The organism is Kitasatospora sp. NPDC023120 (assembly GCF_055560835.1).
In genome coordinates, this window is the sequence record NZ_JBVHHY010000029.1 from 80,965 (window position 1) to 107,879 (window position 26,915).

Here is a 26,915-nt window from a genome sequence, read left to right on the forward strand (position 1 = left end):
GGTTCCCCGCTCCCGGGCTCGGGCGGTCTGAGCTGGGGAGGGACGATGGGGCGGATTCGCGTCCTGGTGGTCGACGACCACCGGATCTTCGCCGAGGCACTGGCCGCGGCGCTCGCCGCCGAGCCCGACGTGGAGGTGGGCGCGGCCGGCAGCGCGGCCGCCGCCGAGCGGGCGCTGGAACGCGCCGGCGCCGAGGGCAGGCCCTACGACGTGGCGCTGATCGACGCCGACCTCGGGTCCGGTTCCGCGGTCGGTCCGCCCGGGGCGGCGCCGCCGACGGCCCGCCGACGGCCCGGTGCGGAGCCCGCCGAGGAGGTCCGGCGCCGGGCCGCTCCGCCCGTACCGCCGCCGCGACGCGTGCCGCCCGGGGTGCCGTCCCCGCTGTCCTCCGCGGTACCGGGAGCGTCGCCCGTGGGCGTCCGCCCGGTGGCGGACCAGCTCCGGGCCGACCAGCTGAGACCCGCCGCCCCGCCGCCCGACGGCATCACCCTGCTCGCCCGGCTCCGCCGCGCCCACCCCGGGCTGCGCGCCGTCGTGCTGGCCACCGCCGACGACCCGCACCGCGCCGCCCGCGCCCTGCACGCGGGCGCCACCGGCTGGGTGGCGAAGGAGAGTTCACTGGCCCGGCTGCTCTCGGTGGTCCGGGGCGTGCTGCGGGACGAGACGCACCTGCCGCCCGCGCTGCTCACCGGGGTGATCCGGGAGCTGACCACCGCCCGGCGGGACCGCACCGAGAGCGAGCGGCTGGTGGACACCCTCACCCCGCGGGAGAAGCAGATCCTGCGCTGCATGGTCGCGGGCCTGGGCCGGCAGGCCGTCGCCGAGCGCCTCTACCTGTCGCCGCACACCGTCCGGACGCACATGCAGAACGTGCTCGGCAAGCTCGGGGTGCACTCCACGCTGGCCGCCGTCGCGGTCGCCCGCCGAGCCGGGGTCAGCCCCGCCGAACCGGCCGTGCCCGCGGCGCCGCCCTCCGTCGCGACGGGCGTCGAGCGGTCCTGATCCCCGACGGGCCTAGCCCGGGATGTTGTCGAACGGGGCGACCAGCTGCCGCAGCAGCGCGGCGAGTTCGGTCTGCTGGCCGGAGCTGAGCTGGGCGAGCAGTTCGCGCTCGTGCGCGAGCAGTCCGGCGAGCGCCTGGTCGGCGCGGTCGCGGCCGTCGTCGGTGAGCCGGACCAGTACGCCGCGCCGGTCGTCCGGGTCGGGCAGTCGCTTGACCAGGCCCTTGCCGGTGAGCCGGTCGATCCGGTTGGTCATGGTGCCGGAGGTGACCAGGGTCTGGGTGAGCAGCTGGCCGGGGGACAGCTGGTACGGGGGGCCGGCCCGCCGCAGGGCGGTCAGGACGTCGAACTCCCAGGGCTCCAGGCCGTGCTCGGCGAAGGCGGTGCGGCGGGCGCGGTCCAGGTGCCGGGCGAGCCGGCTGACCCGGCTGAGCACCTCGAGCGGCTCCACGTCGAGGTCGGGGCGCTCCCGGCGCCACGCTGCGACCAGCCTGTCGACCTCGTCCTCCATGACGATCAGTGTATCGGTGGATGTGTCGATGTGAAGTCTCTTGACATCGAGAAATGTGCCCGCGAGGCTTCAGGGGATATCTTGATATCGAGATACCTGCGAGGTGAACCATGACCACCCCCGTCTGGGACCCGGCGCAGTACCTGCGCTTCGCTGACGAACGAACCCGCCCCCTGCACGACCTGCTCGCCCGCGTCCCCGTCCTCCCGCACCCCGGCGAGGAGACGATCCTCGACATCGGCTGCGGCCCCGGCAACTCCACCGCCGTCCTGCGCGAACGCTGGCCGCACGCCCGCATCACCGGCGTGGACAACTCCGCCCCGATGCTCGCCACCGCCCGTACCGAGGGCGAACCCACCGCCGACTACCTGCTCGCCGACGCCCACGACTACGACCCCGCCCCGGCCCGGCCCGACCTCATCGTCTCCAACGCCACCCTGCAGTGGATCGACGGCCACCTCGGGCTGCTCCCGCGCTGGGCCGCTGCCCTGCGCCCCGGCGGAGCCCTCGCCTTCCAGGTGCCCGGCAACTTCGACGCCCCCAGCCACACCCTGCTCGCCGAGCTGCGCCGCAGCCCCCGCTGGCGCGCCCGGCTCGGCGAGGACGCCGTCCGCGCCGCCGTCCACCCGCCCGAGCGCTACCTCGACGCCCTGGCCGCCGCCGGCTGCCGCCCGGACGTCTGGGAGACCACCTACCTCACCCCGCTCCCGGGGCCGGACCCGGTCCTGGAGTGGGTCAAGGGCACCGCGCTGCGCCCCGTCCTGACCCGGCTCGCCGACCCGGACGACCGGGCCGCCTTCCTCGCCGAGTACGGGCGGCTGCTGCGCGAGGCCTACCCGTCCGGGCCGTCCGGGACGGTCTTCCCGTTCCGCCGGATCTTCGCGGTCGGGGTCAGGCCGTAGCGGGCAAGCGGTAGGCCACCGAGCGGCGAGCCCCCGAGCGGCGCTCAGGCCCGGCGGTCGCCGACCAGCTTCGGGTGCCGCTCCAGGCCCTCCAGCCCGTGCCAGGCGAGGTTCACCAGGTGCGCCGCCACCGTCGCCTTGTCCGGCTTGCGGACCTCCAGCCACCACTGCCCGGTCAGCGCGACCATCCCGACCAGCATCTGCGAGTACATCGGGGCCAGCCGCGCGTCGAAGCCGCGGGACTTGAACTCCAGGCCCAGGATGTCCTCCACCTGCGTCGCGATGTCGCTGATCAGGGAGGCGAAGGTGCCGGTCGACTGGGCCACCGGCGAGTCCCGGACCAGGATCCGGAAGCCGTCCGTCGAGGTGTCGATGTAGTCCATCAGCGCGAACGCGGCCTGCTCCAGCAGCTCGCGCGAGTGCCCGCCGGTCAGCGCCCCCGTCACCATGTCCAGCAGCAGCTGCATCTCGCGGTCCACCACCACCGCGTACAGCCCCTCCTTGCCGCCGAAGTGCTCGTACACCACGGGCTTGGACACCCCGGCGCGTTCGGCGATCTCCTCCACCGAGGTGCCGTCGTAGCCGCGCTCCGCGAAGACCGTCCGGCCGATCTCCAGCAGCTGTTCGCGCCGCTGCTTGCCGGTCATCCGGACCCGCCCGCCCCGGCGGCGCGGGGTCGGGGCAGCGGGGCCGCCGGAACTCCGGTCCGCGGCCCCGGCGGCGGTCCCGCCCGTCGGTGCAGCGGCCCGCGAACGGGTCGGCGCCGCAGCGGGCGCCGCGTCCGTCCGCGTGCTGTGGTGACCGCCTGTGCTGTCTGCGCTGCTCCCGTTCACCCCTACATCATGCTGGAAGCGCCGCCTCATGCGGCGCGGCGGGCGGCGATCCGCTGCGCGTCCGGCCAGCGGACGTCCCGGACCCAGCCGGCCAGCTCGAACCAGCGGATCAGCCGGGCCGAGGAGTCGATCTGCCCGCGCAGCACCCCGTGCCGGGCCGCGGTCGGGTCGGCGTGGTGCAGGTTGTGCCAGGACTCGCCGCAGGAGAGCACCGCGAGCCACCAGACGTTGCCGGAGCGGTCCCGGGAACGGAACGGGCGCCGGCCGACGGCGTGGCAGATCGAGTTGATCGACCAGGTGACGTGGTGCAGCAGCGCCACCCGGACCAGCGAACCCCAGAAGAAGGCGGACAGCGCGCCCGTCCAGGAGAGCGCCACCAGGCCGCCGACCAGCGGCGGGATCAGTAGCGAGATCAGGGTCCAGAGCCAGAACAGCCGGGAGATCCGCCTTATGGCCGGGTCGCGGACGAGGTCCGGGGCGTACTTGAGCTGAGGGGTCTGCTCCTCGTCGAACATCCAGCCCATGTGTGCCCACCACAGGCCCTTCATCAGGGCCGGGATGCTCTCCCCGTAGCGCCAGGGCGAGTGCGGGTCGCCCTCCTTGTCGCTGAACCGGTGGTGCTTGCGGTGGTCGGCCACCCAGCGCACCAGCGGGCCCTCGACCGCGAGGCTGCCGGCGATCGCCAGGGCGAGCCGCATCGGGCGGCCGGCCTTGAAGGCGCTGTGGGTGAAGTAGCGGTGGTAGCCGACGGTGATGCCGTGGCAGGTGAGGAAGTACATGACGACGGCGATCGCGAGGTCCGTCCAGCCCAGCCCCCAGCCCCAGGCCACCGGCACGGCGGCCAGCAGCGCGGCGAACGGCACGAGGATGAACAGGCCGAGTGCGATCCGCTCGGCCGGGCCCTGCTTCTCCCCGCCGCGGGTGGCGGACAGTCGCGTGGCCGCGGTGCCGGCGTCGGTGGCGATCTCGGGGGCGGTCTCGGGATCGGTGTCGGGAGACGGAGTGCGGGGCGCGGCGGTCCCCGCGCGCGCCTCGCCTGCCTGGATGGTCATGGGCGTCCCTTTGCGGCGTCCCGGGAACGGGAGAGAAGGAGAAGGAGGCAGAGCCTACGTCGGCGTAACTTACGGCATCGTAGGTTGCGCTCCGTGTCCAGGGGAACACGTCGCCGCGCGGCGCTTGAGTGAATTCACCCGACTGGATGGATGAACCGGAGCCCCGGGGAGTTCGGTCGGCCGGGGCGGAGCGGACGGCGAATCCGAGCCGTGCGGATCGGTGCAAGTCGATACCCACGGTGGGGTCCGCTCGGGTAGGGTCTGACACGACTGTCCGCCGTGGTGTAATGGCAGCACAGGGCCCTTTGGAGGCCTTTGTCTGGGTTCGAATCCTAGCGGCGGAGCCTCTGCACGCCTCTGGTTCGGGCGTCTTCCACCGCGCCGGTATTGTCGGTGCTGCTCGGCGGACTTTGCGTATGGTGACCGGCCTGGGTCCCGGCCGGGCCTGCTCTGCCCTCTCTGTGAACCTACCGAGGAGCCTCCCCGCATGGGTGCCAATTCGCTTGCCGCCGTTGTCGTGCTCGCCGCCGGTGGCGGGACCCGGATGAAGTCGAACAAGCTGCCCAAGGTGCTGCACGAGGTGTGCGGGCGGTCGCTCGTGGGTCACGCGGTGGCGGCTGCCGGGGAGCTGACGCCGGAGCAGCTCGTGGTGGTCGTCGGGCACCAGCGCGAGCAGGTGCAGGAGCACCTGGCCGCCCACTACCCGGCGGTTCGCACGGCCGTGCAGGAGCAGCAGAACGGCACCGGGCACGCGGTGCGGACGGCGCTGGAGGCACTGGCCGCGGACGGCGTGCAGCTCGACGGCACGGTGATCGTCACCGCCGGCGACTCGCCGCTGCTGACCGGGGCCACCCTGCGCCGGCTGGCGGACGCCCACGCGGCCCAGCAGAACGGGGTCACCGTGCTGACCGCCGTCGTCCCCGAGCCCTTCGGCTACGGCCGGATCCTGCGCGACGAGGACGGCACCGTCGCCTCGATCGTCGAGGAGCGGGACGCCAGCGACACCCAGCGCGCGATCGCCGAGATCAACTCGGGCGTCTTCGCCTTCGACGCCAAGCTGCTGGTCGAGGCGCTGGCCGAGCTCACCACCGACAACTCGCAGGGTGAGGAGTACCTGACCGACACCCTGGAGATCCTGCGCAAGGCGGGCCACCGGGTGGGCGCCGTCGTCGCCGAGGACCACCGGGACATCCTGGGCATCAACGACCGGGTCCAGCTGGCGCAGGCCCGTCGGCTGCTGAACGACCGTCTGCTGGAGCGGGCGATGCGCGCCGGCGTCACCGTCGTGGACCCGGCGACCACCTGGTTCGACGTGCAGGTGACCTACGAGCCGGACGCGGTGGTGCTGCCCAACACCCAGCTGCAGGGCGCCACCCACCTGGCCGAGGGCTGCGAGGTCGGCCCGAACTCGACCCTGAAGGACACCCTGGTCGGCGCCGGCGCCCGTGTGAGCAACACCACGGCCGACCGCGCCGAGGTGGGCGAGCAGGCCAGCGCCGGCCCGTACGCCTACCTGCGCCCGGGCGCAAAGCTGGCTCGCAAGGCGAAGGCCGGCACCTACGTCGAGATCAAGAACTCCGAGCTGGGCGAGGGCGCCAAGGTGCCGCACCTCTCGTACATCGGCGACGCCACGATCGGCGAGGGCACCAACGTCGGCGCGGCCTCGGTCACCGTGAACTACGACGGCGTGAACAAGCACCGCACGGTCATCGGCGCGCACTGCCGCACCGGCTCGGACAACATGTTCATCGCCCCGGTCACCGTCGGTGACGGCGCTTACACCGCGGCCGGCTCGGTGATCACCGCCGACGTCCCGGCGGGCGCGCTGGGCGTGAGCCGGGCACAGCAGCGCAACATCGAGGGCTGGGTCGAGCGCAAGCGCCCCGGTACCGCGTCGGCGCAGGCCGCGAAGGCTGCGACGGACGGGACCGGCAAGGCCTGACGCGACGGGCGGGAGACCGAGGAGCGGTCCCGAGGCGGACGGTTTCTGCGCGGGCGCGTAACCTTGGGGACATACGTGCGCCACTGGGCTTTCCGCCCGTGTCCAGGCGTACCGACATTCCCCCGACCCCGTACCGCGCGTGGGCCTCGCCTGCCCGCACCGGGTCGAGGGTTCAGCGTCCGCAACGCGAGGAGACGGTGCAGTGAGCGGGATCACGACGTCGGGTGAGAAGAAGCTGAAGCTCTTCTCCGGCCGTGCCCACCCGGAGCTGGCGAAGGAGGTTGCCGAGGCGCTCGGGACCGAGCTGGTCCCCACCAAGGCCCTGGACTTCGCCAACGGCGAGATCTACGTCCGCTTCCTGGAGTCCGCCCGTGGCGCGGACTGCTTCGTGATGCAGAGCCACACGGCTCCCATCAACCAGTGGATCATGGAGCAGCTGATCATGATCGATGCTCTGAAGCGGGCCTCCGCCAAGAGCATCACCGCGATCCTGCCGTTCTACGGGTACGCCCGCCAGGACAAGAAGCACCTCGGCCGCGAGCCCATCTCGGCCCGGCTGGTGGCCGACCTGCTGCGCCAGGCCGGTGCCGACCGCCTGATGGCCGTGGATCTGCACACCGCGCAGATCCAGGGCTTCTTCGACGGTCCGGTGGACCACCTGTTCGCGCTGCCGCTGCTGGCCGACTACATCGGCGAGAAGGTGGACCGCTCCAAGCTGACCGTCGTCTCCCCGGACGCCGGCCGTGTGAAGGTGGCCGACCAGTGGTGCGACCGCCTGGACGCCCCGCTGGCGATCATCCACAAGCGCCGCGACATCACCCAGGCCAACACCATCCTGTCGGCCGAGGTCGTCGGTGACGTCAAGGGCCGGGTCTGCGTCCTGGTCGACGACATGATCGACACCGCCGGCACCATCTGCGCCGCGGCCGACGCGCTGTTCGAGAACGGCGCCGCGGACGTCGTGGTGGCGGCCACCCACGGTGTGCTCTCCGGCCCGGCCGCGGACCGGCTGAAGAACTCGCGGGTCAGCGAGTTCGTCTTCACGAACACGCTGCCCACGCCGGCGCAGCTGCAGCTGGACAAGATCACCACGCTGTCCATCGCCCCGTCGATCGCGGCCGCGATCCGCGAGGTGTTCGAGGAGGGTTCGGTCACGAGCCTCTTCGAGGGCGTGCACTGACGAAGCGCGCGCAGGCGGCCCCGGTCCCCAGTGGGGCCGGGGCCGCCGCCGATTTCGCGGGAGGCCGTGCATGCGGTTAGACTCGTGAAACTGCTCGGCGAGGGATGCCGTGTGCCTGCTCGCGGGCGCCCGCTCCGTGATCGACGCGCTGCCGGTGCCGGACTACCGTCCGCCCGGCAGGCCGTTGCCGCCGAGTGACCCCCGAACGTACTGAGGGTGTGGTCCCGGCGGTTTTTCGCGTTGCCTGCACCCCCGTGCCATCTTTCACGAGGAGTGCAGTCGTGTCCGAGATCCGCCTTGCCGCTGAGACCCGTACCGAGTTCGGCAAGGGTGCCGCCCGTCGCGCCCGCCGCGCCGGCTTCGTCCCGGGTGTCGTCTACGGCCACGGCCACGCCCCGGTTCACCTGAACCTGCCCGGCCACGACCTGATGATGGCCCTGAAGACCCCGAACGCCCTGCTGGTCGTCCCGATCGAGGGCAAGGACGAGTACGTCCTGCCGAAGGCCGTCCAGCGCGAGGCCATCAAGCGCACCATCGAGCACGTCGACCTGCTGCTGGTCAAGCGCGGCGAGAAGGTCACCGTCGAGATCCCGGTCCACACCGAGGGCGAGCTGGCCCCGGGCGGCAACCTGCTGGAGCACGTCCTGCAGGCCCTGCCGGTCGAGGCCGAGGCCACCCACCTGCCCGAGGCCGTCACCGTCTCGGTCGAGGGCCTGGAGGCCGGCGCCTCGATCCACGCCAAGGACATCACCCTGCCGGCCGGTGTCACCCTGGCCGTCGAGGCCGACGCCGTCGTGCTGCAGGTCATCGCCGCCCAGGCCGCCCCGGCCGAGGAGGAGGCCGCCGAGGCCGAGGGCGCCGAGGCCTGAGCCTCGCCGCACTGAGTAGCTGAGACCGCTGCCCCGGTCGCTCCCGCTGGAGCGGCCGGGGCAGCGGTGTGTCCGGGATGATGGCGTCGAGCGTGAAGGCGAGGAGTGAGAGCGCGATGGCGGACGAGTACGAGGGCCCCTGGCTGGTGGTGGGGCTGGGCAACCCGGGCGAGCAGTACGCCCGGAACCGGCACAACATCGGGTTCATGGTGGTGGACCTGCTGGCGCAGCGGATGGGCGCCAAGTTCAAGGCGCACAAGAGCCGGGCGCAGGTGGCCGAGGGACGGCTGGCGGGCAGGCGGGTGGTGCTGGCCAAGCCGATGTCCTTCATGAACCTGTCCGGCGGTCCGGTGACGGCGCTGCGCGACTTCTACAAGGTGCCGGCCGCCGCGCTGATCGCGGTCCACGACGAGCTGGACATCGACTACGCGGCGCTGCGGCTGAAGCTGGGCGGCGGGGACAACGGCCACAACGGGCTGAAGTCGATCACCAAGTCGCTGGGCCCGGACTACCACCGGGTGCGCTGCGGGATCGGCCGCCCGCCGGGCCGCATGGAGGTCGCGGACTTCGTGCTGAAGGACTTCTCCTCGACCGAGCGCAAGGAGCTGGACTGGTTCGTGGACCGCTCGGCCGACGCGGTGGAGGCGCTGCTGTCCGAGGGGCTGGAGCGGGCGCAGGGGACGTACAACTCCTGAACGTCCGTCAACACGGCGCGCCGGGTACGCAACAGTCGTACAACGCTTGCCCGGCCGAACCTGAATCCGTGTGAGAAGCCTGTGGGGGATCGGATACCGTCGGCCCGGTACGCGAACGAGTCCTGGGGAGTTCTCGATGCGGAGATTGCGTCCGGTCCGCCGACTGCGGCGGGGCCGGGTGGTCCGGCTGAAGCAGCTCGGACGGCGGGTCGGTACGGCCGGTGCGCTGGGGGCGGCCGGGGTACTGCTGTCGGGTGGTGCGGTGGCGCACGCGGACCAGGTGGCGGAGCCGGATTCGGCGGCCACTCCGGAGCCGGCGGCGGCGCAGTTCGCGCCGGTGCTCGGTGAGTCGGTGGGCCCCGACGCGGGCCTGCTGGCGGTCGGCGGCGGCCTGGTCGTGGTGGCCGGCGGCGCGGCGCTGTGGCTGAAGCGCAAGCGCGCGGGCGAGCCCACGGAGCGGTAGCGGTACGCGAGTCCTCAGGGGCCGGTGTCCACGGGAGTGGGCGCCGGCCCTTTGTCGTCCGTTCCTGTCGTCCGCCACGGTCGTCCGTCCCTGTCGTCCGTCCTTGTCATCCGTTTCCGTCGTGCGGGGCGTCGAAAGGGTATGAAGCGCGAATCGATGCGCCCGGGGGGCTCCGGATCCGACCCGTTCGACGAGTTCGTCGCGACCCGGTACCAAGCCCTGCTGCGGGGGGCGTACCTGATCACCGGAGACGTCCACGACGCCCGGGACCTGCTGCACGACGCGTTGGCGCGGGTGTACCCGAAGCGGACGACGATCCGGGACGCGGGGGCGGCCGAGGGCTACGTGCGGACGGCGATGGTCCGCACCCACGTCTCGCGGTGGCGGCGGACCCGCCGTGAGGTGCTCACCCCGGTGCTGCCGGACTCCCCGCAGACGCCGGTGGCCGAGCGGGACGAGGAGCTGGCGGCGGCGATGCGGGCGCTGCCGCCGCGGCAGCGGGCGGTGGTGGTGCTGCGCTACTACGTGGACCTGCCGGTGGCGCAGGTCGCGCAGGAGCTCGGTTGCTCGGTGGCCACGGCGAAGACGCATCTGGCGCGGGCTATGAGGACGCTCCGGCAGGAGCTGGCACCGGCGAGGGAGATGGTGGGTCATGGCGGCTGAACGTCCGGACGGGTTCGAGGAGGAGCTGGTCGTCCGGCTCGGCGCGCGGGCGGGGTCGGTGGGCGGCAGCGCGCCGCTGGCCGCGCTGCGGGAGGCCGGTCGGCGGCGCGGTCGGCGGCGGACGGCGCTGCGGGGGACGGCCGCGGTGCTGGTGCTGGCCGCCGGGGTGGCGGTGCTGAGCCAGCTGGGCGGAGGGGGCGGTGGTACGGAGCTCCGACCGCCCGCGGGGGAGGCCAGTCCGACGCCCGGGCTGTCGGCCTGGAACGAGGCGGGCCTGGTCCTGGGCTGCGCGGGGCCGACCTCGCTGCGGACCCCCGGCTGGCACCAGCCCCCCACCTCGCTGCCGACGGCCCCGTCGACGGGCCGCCCGTCTAGCGGGTCCCCGACGGCCCCGTCGACGGGCCGCCCGTCGAGCGGGTCCCCGACGGCCGGATCGCCGACGAGCCGGTTCCCGTCGAGCGGGCTCCCGTCGACGGGGTTCCCGACTGCCGGTCCGTCGTCCGCCGGTCCGTCGTCCTCGGGTGCCCCGTCCCCGCTGTCGCCCGCCCAGCTGAGCGGGCTCGACCTGGCGCGGGCGGGCGAAGCCGTCGACAAGATGGCGAACGCGGGCTACCGGGACCACTACTTCGGCAGCTGCCGGGACTCGGCGACCGACACGCTCTACGTGATGCGCGTTCCCGGCAGCGGTCTGGACGCCGCCGCGGCCGCCGCGGTGGCCGCCTGGCCGTCGGTGAAGCTGCGGTTCAGCGACGCCGTCGCTTCGCGCGATGAGCTGCAGGCCCTCGCGTCGAGGATCCAGGGGGACCGCGCGTACTGGGAGTCCGAAGGCGTGGAGGTCCGGTTCGTGTCGGTCGGCGGCGACGGCGCCGGCGTGGTGGTCGACACGCCGCAGTGGGAGTCCGCCGAGGCGCGGATCAAGGCGAGGTACGGACCCCTGGTGGCCGAGGTGCGGTAGCGGTCCCCGCCCGGAGCGAACGCGAAGGGGCCGACGGCGAGTGCCGTCGGCCCCTTCGCCGTGCCCGGGGTCAGCCGGTGTTGCGCAGGCCGGCGGCGATGCCGTTGACGGTGAGCAGCAGCGCGCGGGCGCGCAGCGGGTCGTCGTGGCGGCCGGCCTCGATCTCCTCGCGCTGGCGGCGCAGCAGCGCGACCTGGAGGTAGGAGATCGGGTCGAGGTAGGCGTCGCGGACGGCGAAGGTCTGCTTCAGCACCGGGTTGTGCTCCAGCAGTTCGCTCTCGCCGGTGAGCCGCAGCACCTCGCGCAGGGTGAGGGCGTGCTCGTCCTTGATCTGGTCGAAGATGTGGCGCAGTTCGCCGGGCACCAGCTGCTCGACGTAGTGACGGGCGATCCGCAGGTCGGTCTTGGCCAGCGTCATCGCGACGTTGGACAGGAAGTTGCGGAAGAAGTGCCACTCGCCGTACATCTCGTCCAGCACGTCGCCCAGGCCCGCGGCGCGGGCGGCGGCGAGGCCCGAGCCGACGCCGTACCAGCCGGGGACGATCTGGCGGGACTGGGTCCAGCCGAAGACCCACGGGATGGCCCGCAGGCCGTCCAGGCCGGCGCCGGAGTCGGGGCGACGGGACGGGCGGGAGCCCAGGTGCAGCGAGGCGAGCTGGTCGACCGGGGTGGAGGCGAAGAAGTACTTCGGCAGGTCCTCCTGCTCGACCAGGCCGCGGTAGGCGGTGTGGGCGGCCTCGGAGACCTGGTCCATCGCGGCGTCCCAGCGGGCGAGGGATTCGGGGGCCTGGCGCGGGGCGGTGTGCAGCGCGGAGGCGGAGAGGGTGGCGGAGAGGGTCAGCTCCAGGTTCTCCCGGGCGAGGGAGGGGAGCAGGTACTTGTCGGAGATGACCTCGCCCTGCTCGGTGACCTTGATCTCGCCCTCCAGGGTGCCCCAGGGCTGGGCCAGGATCGCCTCGTGCGAGGGGCCGCCGCCGCGGCCGACGGTGCCGCCGCGGCCGTGGAACAGGCGCAGCCGGATGCCGTAGCGGTGGGCGACGTCGCGCAGCCGGCGCTGGGCGCGGTGGATCTCCCACTGGGAGGTGGTGATGCCGCCGAACTTGGAGGAGTCGGAGTAGCCGAGCATGACCTCCTGGACGTCGCCGCGCAGCGAGACGAGCAGCCGGTAGGAGGGGTCGGAGAGCATCTCGTCGAGGATGCGGTCGGCCTGCTGGAGCTCGTCGGTGGTCTCCAGCAGCGGCACGATGCCGATCTTGGCGATGCCGGCGTGCAGGTCGATCAGACCGGCCTCGCGGGCCAGGACGGTGGCGGCGAAGACGTCGTCGGCGCCCTGGCACATCGAGATGATGTAGCTCTCGACGATCTCGTCGCCGAAGCGCTCGAAGCCCTCGCGGATGGTGTTGAAGACGCCGAGGGTCTTGGTGCCCGCCTCGTCCAGCGGGGCCGGGGTGGGGGCGAGCGGGCGGCGCGAGCGGAGCTCCTTGGCGAGCAGCTTCTGCCGGTACTCGCGGGGCATGTCGGCGTAGCGCCAGGCCTCCTCGCCGAGCCGGTCGAAGAGCTGGCCGAGGGCGTGGTGGTGGGCCTCGGCGTGCTCGCGCACGTCCATGGTGGCGAGCTGGAGGCCGAAGGCCTCGATGGTGCGGATGGTGCGGGCGAGGCGGCCGTCGGCGATCAGCTCGCCGCGGTGGGCGCGCAGCGAGTCCTGGATGAGCCGCAGGTCGGCGATGAGCTCGCGGGTGCCGAGGTAGTCGCGGCCCTCGACGTGCGGGGTGCCGCCGGCCAGCCGCTCGCGGGTGTTCTCCAGCTTGAGCCGGATGCAGGTGGCCTTGAGGCGGTACGGCTCCTCGGCGTTCATCCGCTTGTAGCGCGGGCTGAGCTCGGGGAGCAGGTGCAGGTCGGTGTTGAGCGAGGCGAGCAGTTCGACCGAGGCGCCGGCCAGCCGCTCGGAGGTGGAGAGGGTGTTGCGCAGGTCGTCGATGGCGGCCAGCGCGTCCTTGATGCCGTACTCGTGCTGGAGGTTGAGGACGTCCCAGGTGACCTGGGGGGTGACGTTGGGGTTGCCGTCGCGGTCGCCGCCGATCCAGGTGCCGAAGGTGAGCGGGCGGACGCCGTCGGGCAGGGTGAGGCCGACCCGGGCGAGCTCCTCCTGCAGCTCCTCCAGCACCTCGGGGACGGCCTCGCGGTAGAGCTCGTCCAGGTAGTAGACGGCGTTGCGGGCCTCGTCGGTGGGCTCGGGGCGGGCGATGCGCAGCTCGTCGGTCTGCCAGAGCAGGTCGATGACCTCGGCGACGCGGCGGTCGGCGGAGCGCTTGGCGCTGCTGGTCCGGGCCGGGTCGGCGGCGGCGAGGCCGGAGGCGAGCTCCTCGCGGTGGATGCGGTCGAGGAGTTCGCCGATCCGGCGCAGCTTGTTGAGGACGCTGCGGCGGGCGGCCTCGGTGGGGTGCGCGGTGAAGACCGGGCGGACCGCGAGGTGGGCCAGGGTGTCCTCGAGGTGCTTGGGGTCGGCCTCGGCGAGCTGGTCGGCGGTCTGCGCGAGCAGCGAGCCCTCCCGGGCGCGGCGGGTGGCGAACTCGCGGCCGCGGTGCACCTGCTCGGTGACGTTGGCGAGGTGGAAGTAGGTGGAGAACGCCCGGACCAGCTTGGCGGCGGTGTCCAGGTCGATGTCGGAGAGGAGTTCGGCGGTGGCCTCGCCGTCGGTGCGGCTGAGCAGGCGGACCTGCTCGACCAGGCCCAGCAGCTGGGGGCCCTCCTGGCGCACCAGCGTCTCGCCGAGCAGATCGCCGAGGCGGCGGATGTCCGCACGCAACGCGGCATTGTCGGCGACGACCTGAGTGGCGCTGTCCGCCGGGTTGGGGACCGGAGCGGTCACGGCTGGCTCCCTGTGGTGGTGGGGTTCGGCAACGGCTCATCGTCACAGGTCCACATGCGTGTGGCGGTTGTGACGCGTGCGGACCGCGCTGTCCGACGCGACCAGCATAGGTGTCGGGGGGTGTGCTGTCCGCGAGGTGGCCGGATGGCGGACAGGGCTGCCGTGAAGCACCTGTGGTCTGGACCACTTGGCGGGCCGGGGAGGTGTGCCGGACAATCCCGGTGGGGAGGGGTGGGGGTTGGCGCATACGCTGTCGGTCATGAGCAAGTCGCCTGGGGAGCGCGCGCAGGACCGGTCGTTCTGGTGGTGGAAGCGGCCGCGCAGCGCCTTCCTGGACATCGGGCTGGCCCTGCTCGCCGCGCTGGAGTGCGCGCTCAGCACGATCGCCTTCCTCTCCGCCCGGGTGGACCTGACCACCGCGGGCACGGCCGGGATCGCGGTGCTCGGCACGCTCGCCGGCGGCTCACTGGTGCTGCGCCGGCGCTGGCCGGCCGTCCCGGTGCTGGTCACCCTGGTCGCGATGCCCGGGATGCTCGGCGTGCTGCTGCTGGTGGTGGCGCTGTACACGCTGGCGGAGACCTGGGAGTGGCCCACGCGGCGCTGGCGGGTGGTGGCGCTGTCCGCGCTGGCCTTCGCCGAGGCGGTCGCCGTGATGATGGTGTCGATGCTGACGCCCGGCGACTCGACGGTGGAGCAGCCGCCGCTGTGGGGCCAGGTCCTGATCGCGGTGCTGGTGGCGGTCGGGCTGACCGTCCCCCCGGTGGTGACCGGCCTGTACGTGGGCGCGCGGCGGCGCCTGATCGAGTCGCTCAAGGACCGCGCGCACGGCCTGGAGACCGAGCTGGACCTGCTGGCCGAGCAGGCGCAGGAGCGCGCCCGCCGGGCCCGGCTGGAGGAGCGCACCCGGATCGCCCGGGAGATGCACGACGTGGTGGCGCACCGGGTGTCGCTGATGGTGGTGCACGCCGGGGCGCTGGAGCGGATCGCCGTCAAGGATCCGGAGAAGGCCGCGCAGAGCGCCAAACTGATGGGCGAGGTGGGGCGGCAGGCGCTGAACGAGCTGCGCGAGATCCTCGGCGTGCTGCGGATGGACGACGAGCGGTCGCCGGAGCCGGACTCGCTGGCCGTGCTGCCGCGGCTGGTGGACCAGTCGCGGGCGGCCGGGATGGCGGTGACGCTGACGGTCAGCGGCAGCCGGCAGGAGTTCACCGCCGAGGCCGAGCAGACCGCCTACCGGGTCGTCCAGGAGGGGCTGACCAACGCGCACAAGCACGCGGGCGGGGCACAGGTGTCCGTCCTGCTGGCGTACGCCCCGAACGGGGTGCGGGTGAGCGTGGTGAACGCCTGCCCGGGCGGGGACCGGGCCGCCGCGCAGCTGCCCAGTGGGGGCAACGGGCTGGTCGGGATGCGGGAGCGGGTGATCGCGCTGGGCGGCACCTTCTCCTCCGGACCGGAGGCGGACGGCGGCTTCCGGGTCGAGGCGGTGCTGCCGTCCCGGCTGGCGGTACGGGCCGAGCGGCTGCGGTAGGGATTCCCGGCCGCCCGGCCGTCCCCGGCCTCTTTCCCAGCACCCCTCGGCTTCTCAGCACCCCTCGGCTTCTCAGGACCCCTCGGTGGTGCGCAGCCGTTCCAGGGCGGTGCCCAGCACCAGGGCGGTGATCGCCTGGTCGATGCCGTGGCCGAGGAACCACTCGCCGGTGTGGTCCAGGCTGTAGACCCGGCCCTCCTCGTCGACGGCCAGCAGCGCCTGCCCGTACGCCTCCTCGCCCAGCGGGGCGACCTGGGTGCCCAGCGCCCGGCCGAGGTCGAGCAGGGTGCGCGGCTGGTGCAGGCCGCACAGCGGGTCGATCAGGAACGGGGTGCGGGCCAGCTGACGGCCCGGGCCGGACAGGTCGAAGGCGAGGCCGCCGAACTCGGCCCAGGCCTCCACCGCCGCCGGGAACACCGCGTGCGCCGCGCCGGTGGGCGCGCCGTAGCCGACCAGGGTGTCGGCCCACTCCTCGGCCTGTCCCATCTGCCAGCGGCCGGGGTGCCAGCCGGCCGCCTTGAGCTCGGCGGCGACGTCGGCGGGGAAGCGTGGGCGGGTCCGCCCGAGGGTGCCGGTGGCTGCGCCACCGGTGGCTGGGCCGGCGGTCGCGGACAGGGTGGCCGGCGGGGGCGGGGGCGGGCTGGGCGGATTCAGGGTGGACTCCAGGGCTCGGGGACGGGGGACGGGCCGGGCCGACGTTCGGCCGGTCAGCGCGCGGGCGGCCCGACGGCGACGCTCTGCACGGTGAAGTGCTCCAGCATCGGGGCGCAGGAGCGGCACGGCGGGGCGTGGGTGCCGTGCGCCGGGTCGCCCTCCTCACGGATCCGGACGGTCGTCATCCGGGAGCCCTTGAGCGCCTTGCGGGCCTCCGGCAGGCTCATCGGCTTGCGCGCGGCGCGCTTGGAGCGCCGCCCGTCGACCGCGGTCAGGTACCGGGAGAGCAGGACGGCCTCCGGGCAGCGGCCGGTGAACCGCTCGCGGGCCTCCGGCGGCAGGGTGTCCAGGAAGCCGGTGACCAGGTGGTGCAGGACCGGGCGACGCTCGTCCTTGCCGCCCACCAGGGTGTGCACCTCGCCGGCCTTGCCGCCCTTGACCGACAGCGCGGCGGCGACGGCGGGCAGCAGGCTGTCGCGGTGGTGGCGCAGCACGGGCGGGTCCGCCGGCTCACCGGTGGTCATCCGTCGTCCTCCTCCTCGTTACCCGGCGTCGGCCGGAGTGGCCCGGCCGGTCGTGGGCAAGCCTGTCAAACGACACCGACATCCGTACAACCGGGGTGCGGCGGTTTCGGATACCGGGGCGGACCGGACAGGTAGTCACCCGATGCCGACCGAATACGCACCCACTCGTCACGACTTGTCCGCTGATGTGCCGAAACACGCCGCCGCGCCGCCGCCCGTCCGCCTCCCCGGCCAACTCGCCCCGACGGGGACGCTGCTGGAGGCGGCCGCCGGGCGGCCGAGGGTGGAGGACACCGCGCAGTCCCGGGGTGCCCGGCGGTGAACCGGTCCCTTCGCCGCCTGGCAGACGGGGGGTTGAAGGCAGGCCCTAGGCTGGTGCCCAGCAAGGACCGAGTATTTGCAGCAGCCAGTGGGGGCTCCCAGATGACGACAGGTCGGCCCGGCGTCGCCGCCGCACCGAACGCGGCGTACGCAGGTCAGGTGGTGCAGTTCCCGGATCCGGTCCGCGCGGAGCGGCACCCCGCCGGGGTCAGCGTGGACGAGTACGGCTACCCGGACTTCGGCCCCTACGCCGCCGCCGCGGCCGAGGTCGCCGACCCGCCGGAGGGCTTCGGCGTGGACGAACTGCGGCTGACCGACTACGTCTCGGCCAACGCCGCCCTCTACACCCAGGGCCACCCGCTCTGGGCCGACCTGGCGACCGCCGTGGCCACCCCGCCCGGCTGGACCTGGCACCACGCGGTCGGCCGGGCGGCCCCCGGCTGGCGGCGGATGGAGCTCGTCCCGGTCGAGGTCAAGGCACTGCTGCGGCACCACGGCGGCCTGGCCACCTCGGCCGCCGACCACACCCGCCGCGGCACCCGCCCGCTGCAGGAGCGCCGGCCCGTCCACTTCTCGCTGGCCGGGGACGGCGGCGACCCGATCGGCGTCCCCGAGGACCTGGTGCAGCGCGCCGAGGAGCGCCTCGGCTACCGGCTGCCCGGCGCCTACCGGACCTTCCTCAAGCTGGGCGGCGGCCGCGCCCCGGTCGGGGTGGCGCTGGACACCGAGCTCGGGCTGCTGCTCGACCAGCCGTTCCTCACCCTCACCGAGGAGTACGGCACCGAGGACGTCGTGTACGCCAACAAGTGCCTGCGCGACCACCTCACCAAGGACTACCTGGGCATCGCCTACGCGCAGGGCGGCCTCGTCGCCCTCAAGGTGCGCGGCGAGCAGACCGGCTCGGTGTGGTTCCACCTGTACGACGACGCCCGCGACTCCGGCGCCCCGGAGCCCCCGGAGGAGCGCTGCGCCCGGCTGCTGCTGCCCTGCGGCGAGGACTTCGACGCCTTCCTGCTGCGGCTGGCCGGCAGCCCGCCGGAGCTGGAGACGGTCGCGGAGCTGATGGTGGACGGCGGGTTCGCCCGGGCCGTCCCGGTGGGCTGATGCGCGGGGGCTCGGTGGTCGCGCCGGTCGCGACGGTGCTGGTGGAACGGGGGACGAAGAGGATGCGGACAGGGGTGAACCGGGCGTGGTGACGTACGCGCAGGCGCAGGAACTCGCCGAGGAGTGGATCAACGGCGGGGTGCCGCGCTCGCAGCAGCGCGAGGTGCGGGTCCGGGAGTTCGACCTGGGCTTCGTCTGCTGGGCGATGCCGCCCGGGGACGGGGACACCGGTCCGGACAGCCCGGGCGGTCCGGGCTCGGGCTCGAGCACGGGCCTCAGCGGTGCGGGCTCGGGTGAGGCGCGGCTGGTGATCGCCCGGGACTCGGGCGCCAGCACGCTCTGGCCGGCGCTGCCCGTCAACGAGGTGGTCCGGCAGTACGAGGAGGTCTACGGGCGGCCGGTCGCGGCCAACCCGGCCGGTGCGGCGAAGCCCGCGCCCGGGCCGGTGGAGGCGACGTCCTTCCTGCTCAGCCCGCCGCAGTGGCTGCAGGAGGCGGGGGCCGCGGCGATCGCGGCGGAGGCGGAGCGGCTGGGGAGCGGTTCGGCCGCCCCGCAGGGCGCGCCCGTGCCCGCGCCTGCGGCTGCGCCTGCTCCCGCTCCCGCGCCTGCTCCCGCGTCTGCTCCCGCGTCTGCTCCCGCGGTCGCTGAGGAGCCGTTCGCTCCGGCGGTGGCGCCTGCGCCCGCGGTGCTGACCGAGCCGCCGGTCTCCGACCGGCCCGCCGGGGACGCGCCGACCATGCTCGCCCCGCCGCCCGGCCCTGACGAGCCGTTCCTCGCGCCGCAGCCGGGGACCGCCGTCCCCCTCCCGCCGCCCGTCGAGCCCGTCGCGCCGTACGCACCGCCCGTCGCGCCGCCGACCGCTCCGGTCGGTGCCGAGGCGGCGACCGTCCTGATGCCCGACGGGCTGCGGACCACCGGCTCGGACCTGCCGGACGCGCCCGCCCCGGCCGGTGCCGAGGCCGCGACCATGCTGATGCCGCCGGCGAGCGGCGGCTACGCCGTGCCCCCGGTCCCGCCGTCCGCCGAGCAGCCCCCGGCCGCACCGCCGGCCCCGGCTCCCGCGCAGACCCCGCCGCCGGCTCCTGCCCCGGCCGGCGAGCCGGCGCCGACGCTGCTCGCGCCGCCGGACGCGATGCCCGGGCTGATGGGCCTGCCGGGTGCTCCGGCGACCCCGCCCGCACCCGGTGCCCCGGTGGAGCACGCGCCGACCATGCTCGCTCCGCCCGGTGGTGTGCCCGGGCTGATGGGCCTGCCGGGTGCTCCGGCGACCCCGCCCGCGCCCGGTGCCCCGGTGGAGCACGCGCCGACCATGCTCGCTCCGCCCGGTGGTGTGCCCGGGCTCGGTGGTCTGCCGGGCGCCCCGGCGACCCCGCCCGGCACCCCACCCGGGGGGACGCCCGCCGGCGCCGCGCCGCAGGGCGGGCTCGGCCGCGCCCCGGGCTCGGCCCCGCCGCCGCCCCCGCCGGCCGCGCTGCGTGGCGGCCCCGCCGGCGCGTCCGGTGCGGGCGTCGCTCCCGGTGGGCTGGGCCGCAGCGGCGGTTCCGCGCCGCCGCCGCCCCCGCCCGCCGAGTTGAAGCACACCTCGGGCTCCGGTGTGCCCGCCGGCGCCTCCGGCGGCCGCGCGACCGGTTCGGCCCCGCCGCCGCCGGCGCCGGCGGGCCTGCGCGGCGGCGACGCCCCGGCCCCCCAGGGCACCCCGGCCGGCGGCACCCCCTCCGCCGGGGTGGCGTACGAGGCGACCCAGCTGGCGAGCGCGATCGACCCGGCGCTGCTCGGCGGCCCGGCGGACCCGGGCACCCCGCCGTCCGGCGGCCCCGCCGTCCCGCCGCCGCCCGGCGGCCCGGCGGCCCCTGCCGCGCCCGCGGCCGGCTACGGCTACCCGAACGCGGGCGGCGCCGCCGGGGTCGTCCCCCCGGCCGCGGTGACCGGTTCGCCGCAGCCCGCGCCGGTGCCCCCCGGGGTGCCCGCGGTCGGCCCGGGGTACTTCGCCGCGCTCAGCTACCGGGGCCCGGACGGTTCGGAGCAGAAGCTGCTGCACCGCAGCGAGCCCGGCACCCCGCACCCGGAGTGGAAGATCCTCCAGGACCTGCGCCGGCTCAACGTGCCGCCGGAGCAGGTGCTGGAGCTCTACACCGAGCTGGAGTCCTGCGATCTGCCCGGCGGCTACTGCAACCGCATGATCGCCGCGTCCTGGCCGAACGTCCGGCTGACCCACACCGCGCCGTACGGCCGCGACCACGCCTCCCGGCAGGCCGGGATGGCCGAGCTGCTCGACCACCTGGACGAGCTGCACCAGCTGGCCTCCGGCGCCCAGCGGGTCCGCCCGTTCCGGGTGCCGCTGCCCGCGCCCGGGACGGTCCAGGCGCTGCCGCCGCTCCCGCCGCAGCAGCTCGCCCAGGAGATCGGCACCGCCTTCGGGCAGAACGTGTTCCGCTACGAGCAGCGCGCCGTCTCCCGCCAGGGCGTGCCCGAGCCGGTGTCCCAGAGCCTGATGTGGGCCGGGCTGCCGCGCGACTTCGGGCCGTTCTTCTGGGCGCAGGCGCAGGAGGGCCGCCCGATCCCGACGCTGGCCGAGCTGGCCGCCGAGCGCGGCCTGCCCGCCGGCCCGGACTTCGGCGGCTACCTGGTGCTCGGCAACGACTACGGCCGCCAGCTGTGCGTCCAGTACGGCACCGCGAACGTGGTCGCGGTGGACGTCGATGGAACCGGTCAGCCGCCACGGTTCGTCAACAGCGGTGTACCGGAGTTCGTCCGCTCCCTGGCCCTGCTGGGCCGGATGTGGCGGCTGCGGTACGGGCTGACGCCGGACCAGGCCGGTCGCTGGACGACCGACTTCCAGGCCCAGCTCGCCGCGATCGACCCGGCGGCCCTGCAGAACGCGGACACCTGGTGGGCCGTGCTGCTGGAGCAGTTCTGGGACGGCCTGCTGTAGCGGACCGTCACGGATCCTCGCAGGTGGGGAGGGGTCGTTCCGGTGTCCGGGACGGCCCTTCCGGCGTGCCGCGGTGGCTGTGCCTCGTTGGGGTTTTGCCCGGATCTGCGCAAAATAGGGCAAGAGGATGGGGCTATTCGTCCGGTCCTCGACGTATTCAGGTCCGCAGGGCGACCGAATTCGGCCCCGGTCTCCGAACCGGTTCCGGATCCGGTCGTTCCGTCCGATCATGGGCTCCGCAGCCCGCGAAACGAGGGGAAGAGCCCATGAGCGACGCCGTCCCCCAGAACGGCTTCACCCAGGCCCGGCGCGGCTACGCGCCCGAGCAGGTCGAGCGAGCCCTCGCCGCGCTCACCGCGCAGCGCGACGAGGCGTGGGAACGGCTGAGTGTCCTGGGAGCCGGGATCCGGCAGATGGAGGCGCGGCTGGCCGACATCCGCCGGGCCGCCGATGAAGCCCCGGAGCCCGACTACCAGGTGCTCAGCGAGGAGGCCGCCGCACTGGCCGTGATGGCCGGGAACGAGGGGCGCGCCGTCCGCGAGAAGGCCGAGCGGTTCGCCGAGGACCTGCGGGACGAGGTCTACGAGGCCGGGCAGGAGCTCGCCCGGTCCGCCAAGGAGTACGCCACCACCACCCGCGTCGAGGCCGACGCGGCCGCCCGCCGCACCGACGAGCGCACCCGCGCCGAGGCCGAGGGCATCCGCGCCGACGCCGACCGGGAGAGCCGCGACGCCCGGGACGCCGCCACCGCCTACGCCGCCAAGGTGCGGGTGGCCGCCGCCGAAGCCGACGAGCAGTCCGAGGCCGAGCTGGCCGCCCGGCGCCGCAAGGCCGACGAGACCTTCGCCGCGGCCCAGGCCAAGGCCGACACCGAGGAGGCCGAGGTCTCCGCGACCGCCGAGCGCCGGGTCAAGGAGGCGGAGCAGCACCGGGAGACCGTGCTGAACCAGATCAAGCAGCTGGAGACGGACGCCCAGGCCAAGGCCGACCAGCTGATCGAGCAGGCCCGCCGGGAGGCCGGGAAGATCAACGCGGAGAGCGAGCGCGAGCAGCGCGAGTTCGACACCCGGCTGGAGACGGTGCAGCAGCATCTGGACCACATCAAGGCCACGCTGGCCTCGCTCACCGGGGCGGCGGTCGGCCAGATCGAGGCCACGGTTGTGGCGGCGGACTCGGACGAGGACGCGGGCGGGGGCGAGGCTGCGGCGGCGGCTCCGGCGGACGCGGTTGTCGATGAGGCTCCGGTGGACTCGGAGGCGGACACCGGCGAGATCCCGGTGGCCGACCTGCGGAAGGCCTCGGTGAAGGTCGCGGCCCCGGCCCCGGCTCCGGACTCCGCCTCGGACTCGTCGGCCCCCGCTGAGGCTCCGGCGCCTGTCGCGGGCTCGTCGGGCGTGGCCCTGCGGAAGGACAAGGCGACGGCGGTGCTGCGGTCGCCGGTGGTCGGCGGGGGCGTCGCCAAGCCGTCCGCCGACGGCGTGGTGACCGGGCCGGTCGCCCCGGTGGCGGTCCCGCCGAAGCCCGCCTCGCCGCCCGCCTCGCCGCCCACGGCGACGGCAGACGGGGACGGCGGTACGGACGGGAAGGCCGCCGCCGGTGCGGAGCGGGAGCCGCAGGAGGAGACCCGGATCATCCCGAAAATCATCATCGTGGACGACGGCAGCGACTACGCGACCCCCAACACCGTGAGCTACCGCCGTCGTTGACGGCTCACGCCAGGCCCTGACCCCTCCTGCCGGGCGGTCAGGGCCTTCGCGTTGCGGTCGACCGGCACACGGCGAACAGAAGCGGGCGAAACAGAAGCGGGCGAAGCGGAATCAGGCGAAAACAGAAGTAGGCCGAGACCCGTGGCGCCCTCCAGGAAAGGGCGCCACGGTTCCCGGCGCTTGGGCGGGCGCCCCCACCCAGGGTCGCCCGGCCTCGCACCACCGACCCCCATCGGGGTGCGACAGTGCCGCCACAGCCATCCCCCACGGTTGGGTGCGACGGGCACGTTCACCATGGTGAACGATCTCCATGGACAGCCAGTGACAGGAATATGTCCAGTTCGTGGCGGATGGCCGCGCCCGGTTCGGCGCGTGCGCGCGGCTGGTTCGTCCCCGCCCGGCCCCGCCGGGGCCGTGCGCCGCGTGCGTGTCCGTGCCGCGGCGTAGGCTGGAGACCCCCGGCCGCTCGGCGTGCCGGGCCGTTCGCGTTGCCCTGGCGGGCCCTCTCCGCCCGGGGGCAGCTCCAGCCACGGGACGAAGAAGAGACCCCAGATGAGCCTGACCGGACTGCTCGATGTCGTCGCGCGGGACGCGGCGCTCGCCGAGGCGATCGAGGCGGCCACCGCCACCGGAGCCGCGGCCGGCGGACGCCGCCACCTGGACCTGGTCGGGCCGCCCGCCGCCCGGCCGTTCGCCATCGCCGCGCTGGCCCGGGCGCTCGCCGGGCAGGCCGCCGGGGACCGGGGCCGCCCGGTGCTCGCCGTCACCGCGACCGGCCGGGAGGCCGAGGACCTGGCCGCCTCGCTGCGCTCGCTGCTGCCCGCCGACGCAGTCGCCGAGTACCCCGCCTGGGAGACCCTGCCGCACGAGCGGCTGTCGCCCCGTTCGGACACCGTCGGCCGCCGGCTGGCCGTACTGCGCCGGATCGTGCACCCGCGGGCGGACGACCCGGCGGCCGGGCCGGTGCAGGTGGTCGTCGCCCCGGTCCGCTCGGTGCTGCAGCCGCAGGTCAAGGGGCTGGCCGAGCTGGAGCCGGTGGCCGTCCGGCGCGGGGAGTCGCACGACCTGGAGGAGGTGGCCCGCCGGCTCGCCGCGGCCGCCTACGCGCGGGTCGAACTGGTCGAGAAGCGGGGCGAGTTCGCCGTCCGCGGCGGCATCCTGGACGTCTTCCCGCCGACCGAGGAGCACCCCCTGCGGGTGGAGTTCTGGGGCGACGAGGTCGAGGAGATCCGCTACTTCAAGGTCGCCGACCAGCGCTCGCTGGAGATCGCCGAGCACGGTCTGTGGGCGCCGCCCTGCCGTGAGCTGCTGCTCACCGACGAGGTGCGGGCGCGGGCCGCCGAGCTGTCCGCCGAGCACCCGGGGCTGGCCGAGATCCTGGACAAGATCGCCGAGGGCATCGCGGTCGAGGGCATGGAGTCGCTGGCGCCGGTGCTGGTGGACGACATGGAGCTGCTGGTCGACGTCCTGCCACTCGGCTCGGTCGCGGTGGTCTGCGACCCCGAGCGGGTCCGCACCCGGGCCGCCGACCTGGTGGCGACCAGCCAGGAGTTCCTGCACGCCTCCTGGGTCGCGGCCGCGGCGGGCGGGGACCGGCCGATCGACCTGGAGACGATCGACGTCTCCGCCGCCTCGCTGCGCTCGCTCGCCGAGGTGCGCGAGCACGCCGCCGAGATCGGGCTGCCCTGGTGGTCCGTCAGCCCGTTCGCGACCAGCGAGTCGACCATCCACGGCATCCTGGAGGTCGACACCAACACGCTGACCCTCGGCATGCACGCCGTCGAGGCCTACCGGGGCGACACCGCCCGGGCGATCGCCGACGCCAAGGAGCGGCTGGCCGCCGACTGGCGGGTCGTCATGGTGACCGAGGGCCACGGGCCCGCCTCCCGGCTCGCCGAGGTGCTGGGCAACGAGGGCATTCCGGCCCGGCTGGTCGCCGACCTCGCCGAAGCGCCCACCCGGGACGTCGTCTACGTCTCCTGCGGCTCGATCGAGCACGGCTTCGTGGACGAGGCCCTGAAGCTCACGGTCATCACCGAGACCGACCTGTCCGGACAGAAGTCCTCCACCAAGGACATGCGGCGGATGCCCTCGCGCCGCCGCAACGCGATCGACCCGCTGGCGCTCGTCGCCGGCGACTACGTCGTCCACGAGGCCCACGGCGTCGGCAAGTACGTCGAGATGGTGCAGCGCACCGTCCAGGGCGCCACCCGCGAGTACCTGGTGCTGGAGTACGCCCCCGCCAAGCGCGGCCACCCCGGCGACCGGCTGTTCGTGCCGACCGACCAGCTCGACCAGGTCACCAAGTACGTCGGCGGCGAGGCCCCGACGCTGCACCGGCTCGGCGGCGCGGACTGGGCGAAGACCAAGCAGCGGGCCAAGAAGGCGGTCAAGGAGATCGCCGCCGACCTGATCAAGCTGTACTCGGCGCGGATGGCCGCCCCCGGTCACACCTTCGGCCCGGACACCCCGTGGCAGCGCGAGCTGGAAGACGCCTTCCCGTACGCGGAGACCCCGGACCAGCTGACCACCATCGCCGAGGTCAAGTCCGACATGGAGAAGTCCGTCCCGATGGACCGGCTGATCTGCGGCGACGTCGGCTACGGCAAGACCGAGATCGCCGTGCGGGCCGCGTTCAAGGCCGTGCAGGACGGCAAGCAGGTGGCGGTGCTGGTGCCGACCACGCTGCTGGTGCAGCAGCACTTCTCGACCTTCGCCGAGCGGTACGCCAACTTCCCGGTGACGGTGAAGGCGCTGTCCCGCTTCCAGACCGACAGCGAGGCCAAGGCCGTCCTGGAGGGGCTGTTCGAAGGCTCGGTGGACGTCGTCATCGGCACCCACCGGCTGTTCTCCTCGGAGACCAGGTTCAAGGACCTCGGCCTGGTCATCGTGGACGAGGAGCAGCGGTTCGGCGTCGAGCACAAGGAGCAGCTGAAGAAGCTGCGGGCCAACGTGGACGTGCTCACCATGTCCGCGACCCCGATCCCGCGCACCCTGGAGATGGCGGTCACCGGCATCCGCGAGATGTCCACCATCACCACCCCGCCGGAGGAGCGGCACCCGGTGCTGACCTTCGTCGGACCGTACGACGAGAAGCAGATCTCGGCCGCGATCCGGCGTGAACTCCTGCGCGAGGGCCAGGTGTTCTACATCCACAACCGGGTCGAGTCGATCGACAAGGCGGCCGCGCGACTGAAGGACCTGGTGCCCGAGGCGCGGATCGCCACCGCGCACGGGCAGATGGGGGAGACCCAGCTGGAGAAGGTCGTCGTCGACTTCTGGGAGAAGGAGTTCGACGTCCTGGTGTCGACCACGATCGTGGAGTCCGGCATCGACATCTCCAACGCCAACACCCTGATCGTGGAACGCGGCGACACCTTCGGCCTCTCCCAGCTGCACCAGCTGCGCGGCCGGGTCGGGCGTGGTCGCGAGCGCGGCTACGCGTACATGCTGTACCCGCCGGAGAAGCCGCTCACCGAGACCGCGCACGAGCGCCTGGCCACCATCGCCCAGCACACCGAGATGGGCGCCGGCATGTACGTCGCGATGAAGGACCTGGAGATCCGCGGGGCCGGCAACCTGCTCGGCGGCGAGCAGTCCGGGCATATCGCGGGCGTCGGCTTCGACCTCTACATGCGGATGGTCGGCGAGGCGGTGGCCGAGTTCCGCGAGTCGCTGGCGAGCGGTGGGGAGCCGGAGGAGGAGCCGCTGGAGGTGAAGATCGAGCTGCCGGTCGACGCGCACGTGCCGCACGACTACGCGCCCGGCGAGCGGCTGCGGCTGCAGGCGTACCGCTCGATCGCGGCGGTCAACTCGGAGGACGACATCCAGCAGGTCCGCGACGAACTCGTGGACCGCTACGGCAAGCTGCCCGAGCCGGTGGAGAACCTGCTGCTGGTCGCGGCGCTGCGGCTGTACGCGCGGCGGTGCGGCATCTCGGACATCACCCTGCAGGGCTCCAACGTCCGCTTCGGGCCGGTGGAGCTGCGGGAGTCGCAGCAGCTGCGACTGAACCGGCTCTACCCGCGCAGCCAGGTCAAGGCGGCGGCCCAGCAGCTCCTGGTGCCGCGCCCGAGCACCGGGCGGATCGGCGGCAAGCCGCTGGTCGGCCGGGAGCTGCTGGGCTGGTGCCGGGAGTTCCTGTCGGCGATGTTCGACGACCTGGCGGGGGCGAAGAAGTAGCACCTGCGGGGGCGGGTTCACGGCGGTCT

The 26,915-nt window shown here is 74.1% G+C and carries 20 protein-coding genes and 1 tRNA gene; 15 read left to right on the forward strand and 6 right to left on the reverse strand.

Annotation, left to right across the window (positions count from 1 at the left end):
• Nucleotides 1–45: 45 nt before the first annotated feature.
• Nucleotides 46–1,002 (forward strand): LuxR C-terminal-related transcriptional regulator, encoded by a 957-nt coding sequence (locus ACZ3TI_RS33360; protein WP_465732912.1) that lies wholly within the window; start codon nucleotides 46–48, stop codon nucleotides 1,000–1,002.
• Between the two features lie 12 nt (nucleotides 1,003–1,014).
• Here the strand turns inward: ACZ3TI_RS33360 and ACZ3TI_RS33365 are convergent, their stop codons facing one another.
• A complete protein-coding gene (locus ACZ3TI_RS33365; protein ID WP_465732914.1) occupies nucleotides 1,015–1,512 on the reverse strand; it encodes a MarR family winged helix-turn-helix transcriptional regulator in 498 nt (165 codons plus the stop codon).
• Between the two features lie 110 nt (nucleotides 1,513–1,622).
• Here ACZ3TI_RS33365 and ACZ3TI_RS33370 point away from each other — a divergent pair, with 110 nt between their 5' ends.
• Nucleotides 1,623–2,414 (forward strand): methyltransferase domain-containing protein, encoded by a 792-nt coding sequence (locus ACZ3TI_RS33370; RefSeq protein WP_465732916.1) that lies wholly within the window; start codon nucleotides 1,623–1,625, stop codon nucleotides 2,412–2,414.
• A 44-nt stretch (nucleotides 2,415–2,458) separates the two neighbouring features.
• Here ACZ3TI_RS33370 and ACZ3TI_RS33375 read toward each other — a convergent pair whose 3' ends face one another.
• Both ACZ3TI_RS33375 and ACZ3TI_RS33380 read right to left on the reverse strand, forming a co-directional pair.
• Complete coding sequence (locus ACZ3TI_RS33375) at nucleotides 2,459–3,061, reverse strand: TetR/AcrR family transcriptional regulator (protein ID WP_270151038.1); 603 nt, start codon at nucleotides 3,059–3,061, stop codon at nucleotides 2,459–2,461.
• A gap of 212 nt (nucleotides 3,062–3,273) precedes the next feature.
• Complete coding sequence (locus ACZ3TI_RS33380; RefSeq protein ID WP_465732918.1) at nucleotides 3,274–4,299, reverse strand: acyl-CoA desaturase; 1,026 nt, start codon at nucleotides 4,297–4,299, stop codon at nucleotides 3,274–3,276.
• Between the two features lie 273 nt (nucleotides 4,300–4,572).
• On the opposite strand from ACZ3TI_RS33380, the gene ACZ3TI_RS33385 reads away from it, so the two are divergent.
• The 8 genes from ACZ3TI_RS33385 to ACZ3TI_RS33420 all read left to right on the forward strand — a co-directional run bounded on the left by ACZ3TI_RS33385 (nucleotide 4,573) and on the right by ACZ3TI_RS33420 (nucleotide 11,066).
• Nucleotides 4,573–4,643, forward strand: a tRNA-Gln gene (locus ACZ3TI_RS33385).
• A 143-nt stretch (nucleotides 4,644–4,786) separates the two neighbouring features.
• A complete protein-coding gene (gene glmU, locus ACZ3TI_RS33390; RefSeq protein WP_465732920.1) occupies nucleotides 4,787–6,241 on the forward strand; it encodes a bifunctional UDP-N-acetylglucosamine diphosphorylase/glucosamine-1-phosphate N-acetyltransferase GlmU in 1,455 nt (484 codons plus the stop codon).
• A 202-nt stretch (nucleotides 6,242–6,443) separates the two neighbouring features.
• Nucleotides 6,444–7,421 (forward strand): ribose-phosphate diphosphokinase, encoded by a 978-nt coding sequence (locus ACZ3TI_RS33395; RefSeq protein WP_465732922.1) that lies wholly within the window; start codon nucleotides 6,444–6,446, stop codon nucleotides 7,419–7,421.
• A gap of 281 nt (nucleotides 7,422–7,702) precedes the next feature.
• Nucleotides 7,703–8,290: a 50S ribosomal protein L25/general stress protein Ctc gene (locus tag ACZ3TI_RS33400; protein WP_465732924.1), complete on the forward strand. Its 588-nt coding sequence runs from the start codon at nucleotides 7,703–7,705 to the stop codon at nucleotides 8,288–8,290.
• A 116-nt stretch (nucleotides 8,291–8,406) separates the two neighbouring features.
• Nucleotides 8,407–8,985 carry an aminoacyl-tRNA hydrolase gene (pth, locus tag ACZ3TI_RS33405; protein WP_465732972.1) on the forward strand — a complete coding sequence of 193 codons (579 nt, stop codon included), beginning with the start codon at nucleotides 8,407–8,409 and terminating at the stop codon, nucleotides 8,983–8,985.
• Between the two features lie 136 nt (nucleotides 8,986–9,121).
• A complete protein-coding gene (locus tag ACZ3TI_RS33410) occupies nucleotides 9,122–9,448 on the forward strand; it encodes a hypothetical protein (protein WP_465732926.1) in 327 nt (108 codons plus the stop codon).
• 141 nt (nucleotides 9,449–9,589) lie between these two features.
• Nucleotides 9,590–10,111, forward strand: coding sequence for a SigE family RNA polymerase sigma factor (locus ACZ3TI_RS33415; protein WP_465732928.1), 522 nt, complete (start codon nucleotides 9,590–9,592; stop codon nucleotides 10,109–10,111).
• Nucleotides 10,101–11,066 (forward strand): hypothetical protein, encoded by a 966-nt coding sequence (locus tag ACZ3TI_RS33420; RefSeq protein WP_465732930.1) that lies wholly within the window; start codon nucleotides 10,101–10,103, stop codon nucleotides 11,064–11,066. The genes ACZ3TI_RS33415 and ACZ3TI_RS33420 overlap by 11 nt, the downstream gene beginning before the upstream one ends.
• 70 nt (nucleotides 11,067–11,136) lie before the next feature.
• Here ACZ3TI_RS33420 and ppc read toward each other — a convergent pair whose 3' ends face one another.
• Nucleotides 11,137–13,935 (reverse strand): phosphoenolpyruvate carboxylase, encoded by a 2,799-nt coding sequence (gene ppc, locus ACZ3TI_RS33425; protein WP_465732932.1) that lies wholly within the window; start codon nucleotides 13,933–13,935, stop codon nucleotides 11,137–11,139.
• Nucleotides 13,936–14,194: 259 nt separating this feature from the next.
• Between ppc and ACZ3TI_RS33430 the strand changes: the two genes are divergently transcribed.
• Complete coding sequence (locus ACZ3TI_RS33430; RefSeq protein WP_465732934.1) at nucleotides 14,195–15,463, forward strand: sensor histidine kinase; 1,269 nt, start codon at nucleotides 14,195–14,197, stop codon at nucleotides 15,461–15,463.
• Between the two features lie 72 nt (nucleotides 15,464–15,535).
• On the opposite strand, the gene ACZ3TI_RS33435 is transcribed toward ACZ3TI_RS33430, so the two are convergent.
• Both ACZ3TI_RS33435 and ACZ3TI_RS33440 read right to left on the reverse strand, forming a co-directional pair.
• A complete protein-coding gene (locus tag ACZ3TI_RS33435; RefSeq protein WP_465732974.1) occupies nucleotides 15,536–16,078 on the reverse strand; it encodes an SUKH-3 domain-containing protein in 543 nt (180 codons plus the stop codon).
• Nucleotides 16,079–16,170: 92 nt separating this feature from the next.
• The gene (locus ACZ3TI_RS33440; protein ID WP_465732936.1) at nucleotides 16,171–16,641 is read right to left on the reverse strand and encodes a YwqJ-related putative deaminase; all 471 of its coding nucleotides are present in this window, start codon (nucleotides 16,639–16,641) and stop codon (nucleotides 16,171–16,173) included.
• A 423-nt stretch (nucleotides 16,642–17,064) separates the two neighbouring features.
• Between ACZ3TI_RS33440 and ACZ3TI_RS33445 the strand changes: the two genes are divergently transcribed.
• From ACZ3TI_RS33445 to mfd, 4 genes are all read left to right on the forward strand, one after another.
• A complete protein-coding gene (locus ACZ3TI_RS33445) occupies nucleotides 17,065–18,066 on the forward strand; it encodes an HNH endonuclease (RefSeq protein WP_465732938.1) in 1,002 nt (333 codons plus the stop codon).
• Nucleotides 18,067–18,151: 85 nt separating this feature from the next.
• Entirely contained in the window at nucleotides 18,152–20,998 is a 2,847-nt protein-coding gene (locus ACZ3TI_RS33450) for an SUKH-4 family immunity protein (protein ID WP_465732940.1), read from the forward strand.
• Between the two features lie 266 nt (nucleotides 20,999–21,264).
• Nucleotides 21,265–22,704, forward strand: coding sequence for a hypothetical protein (locus ACZ3TI_RS33455; RefSeq protein WP_465732942.1), 1,440 nt, complete (start codon nucleotides 21,265–21,267; stop codon nucleotides 22,702–22,704).
• A gap of 552 nt (nucleotides 22,705–23,256) precedes the next feature.
• A complete protein-coding gene (gene mfd / locus ACZ3TI_RS33460; protein WP_465732944.1) occupies nucleotides 23,257–26,886 on the forward strand; it encodes a transcription-repair coupling factor in 3,630 nt (1,209 codons plus the stop codon).
• The last annotated feature ends 29 nt before the right edge of the window (nucleotides 26,887–26,915 follow it).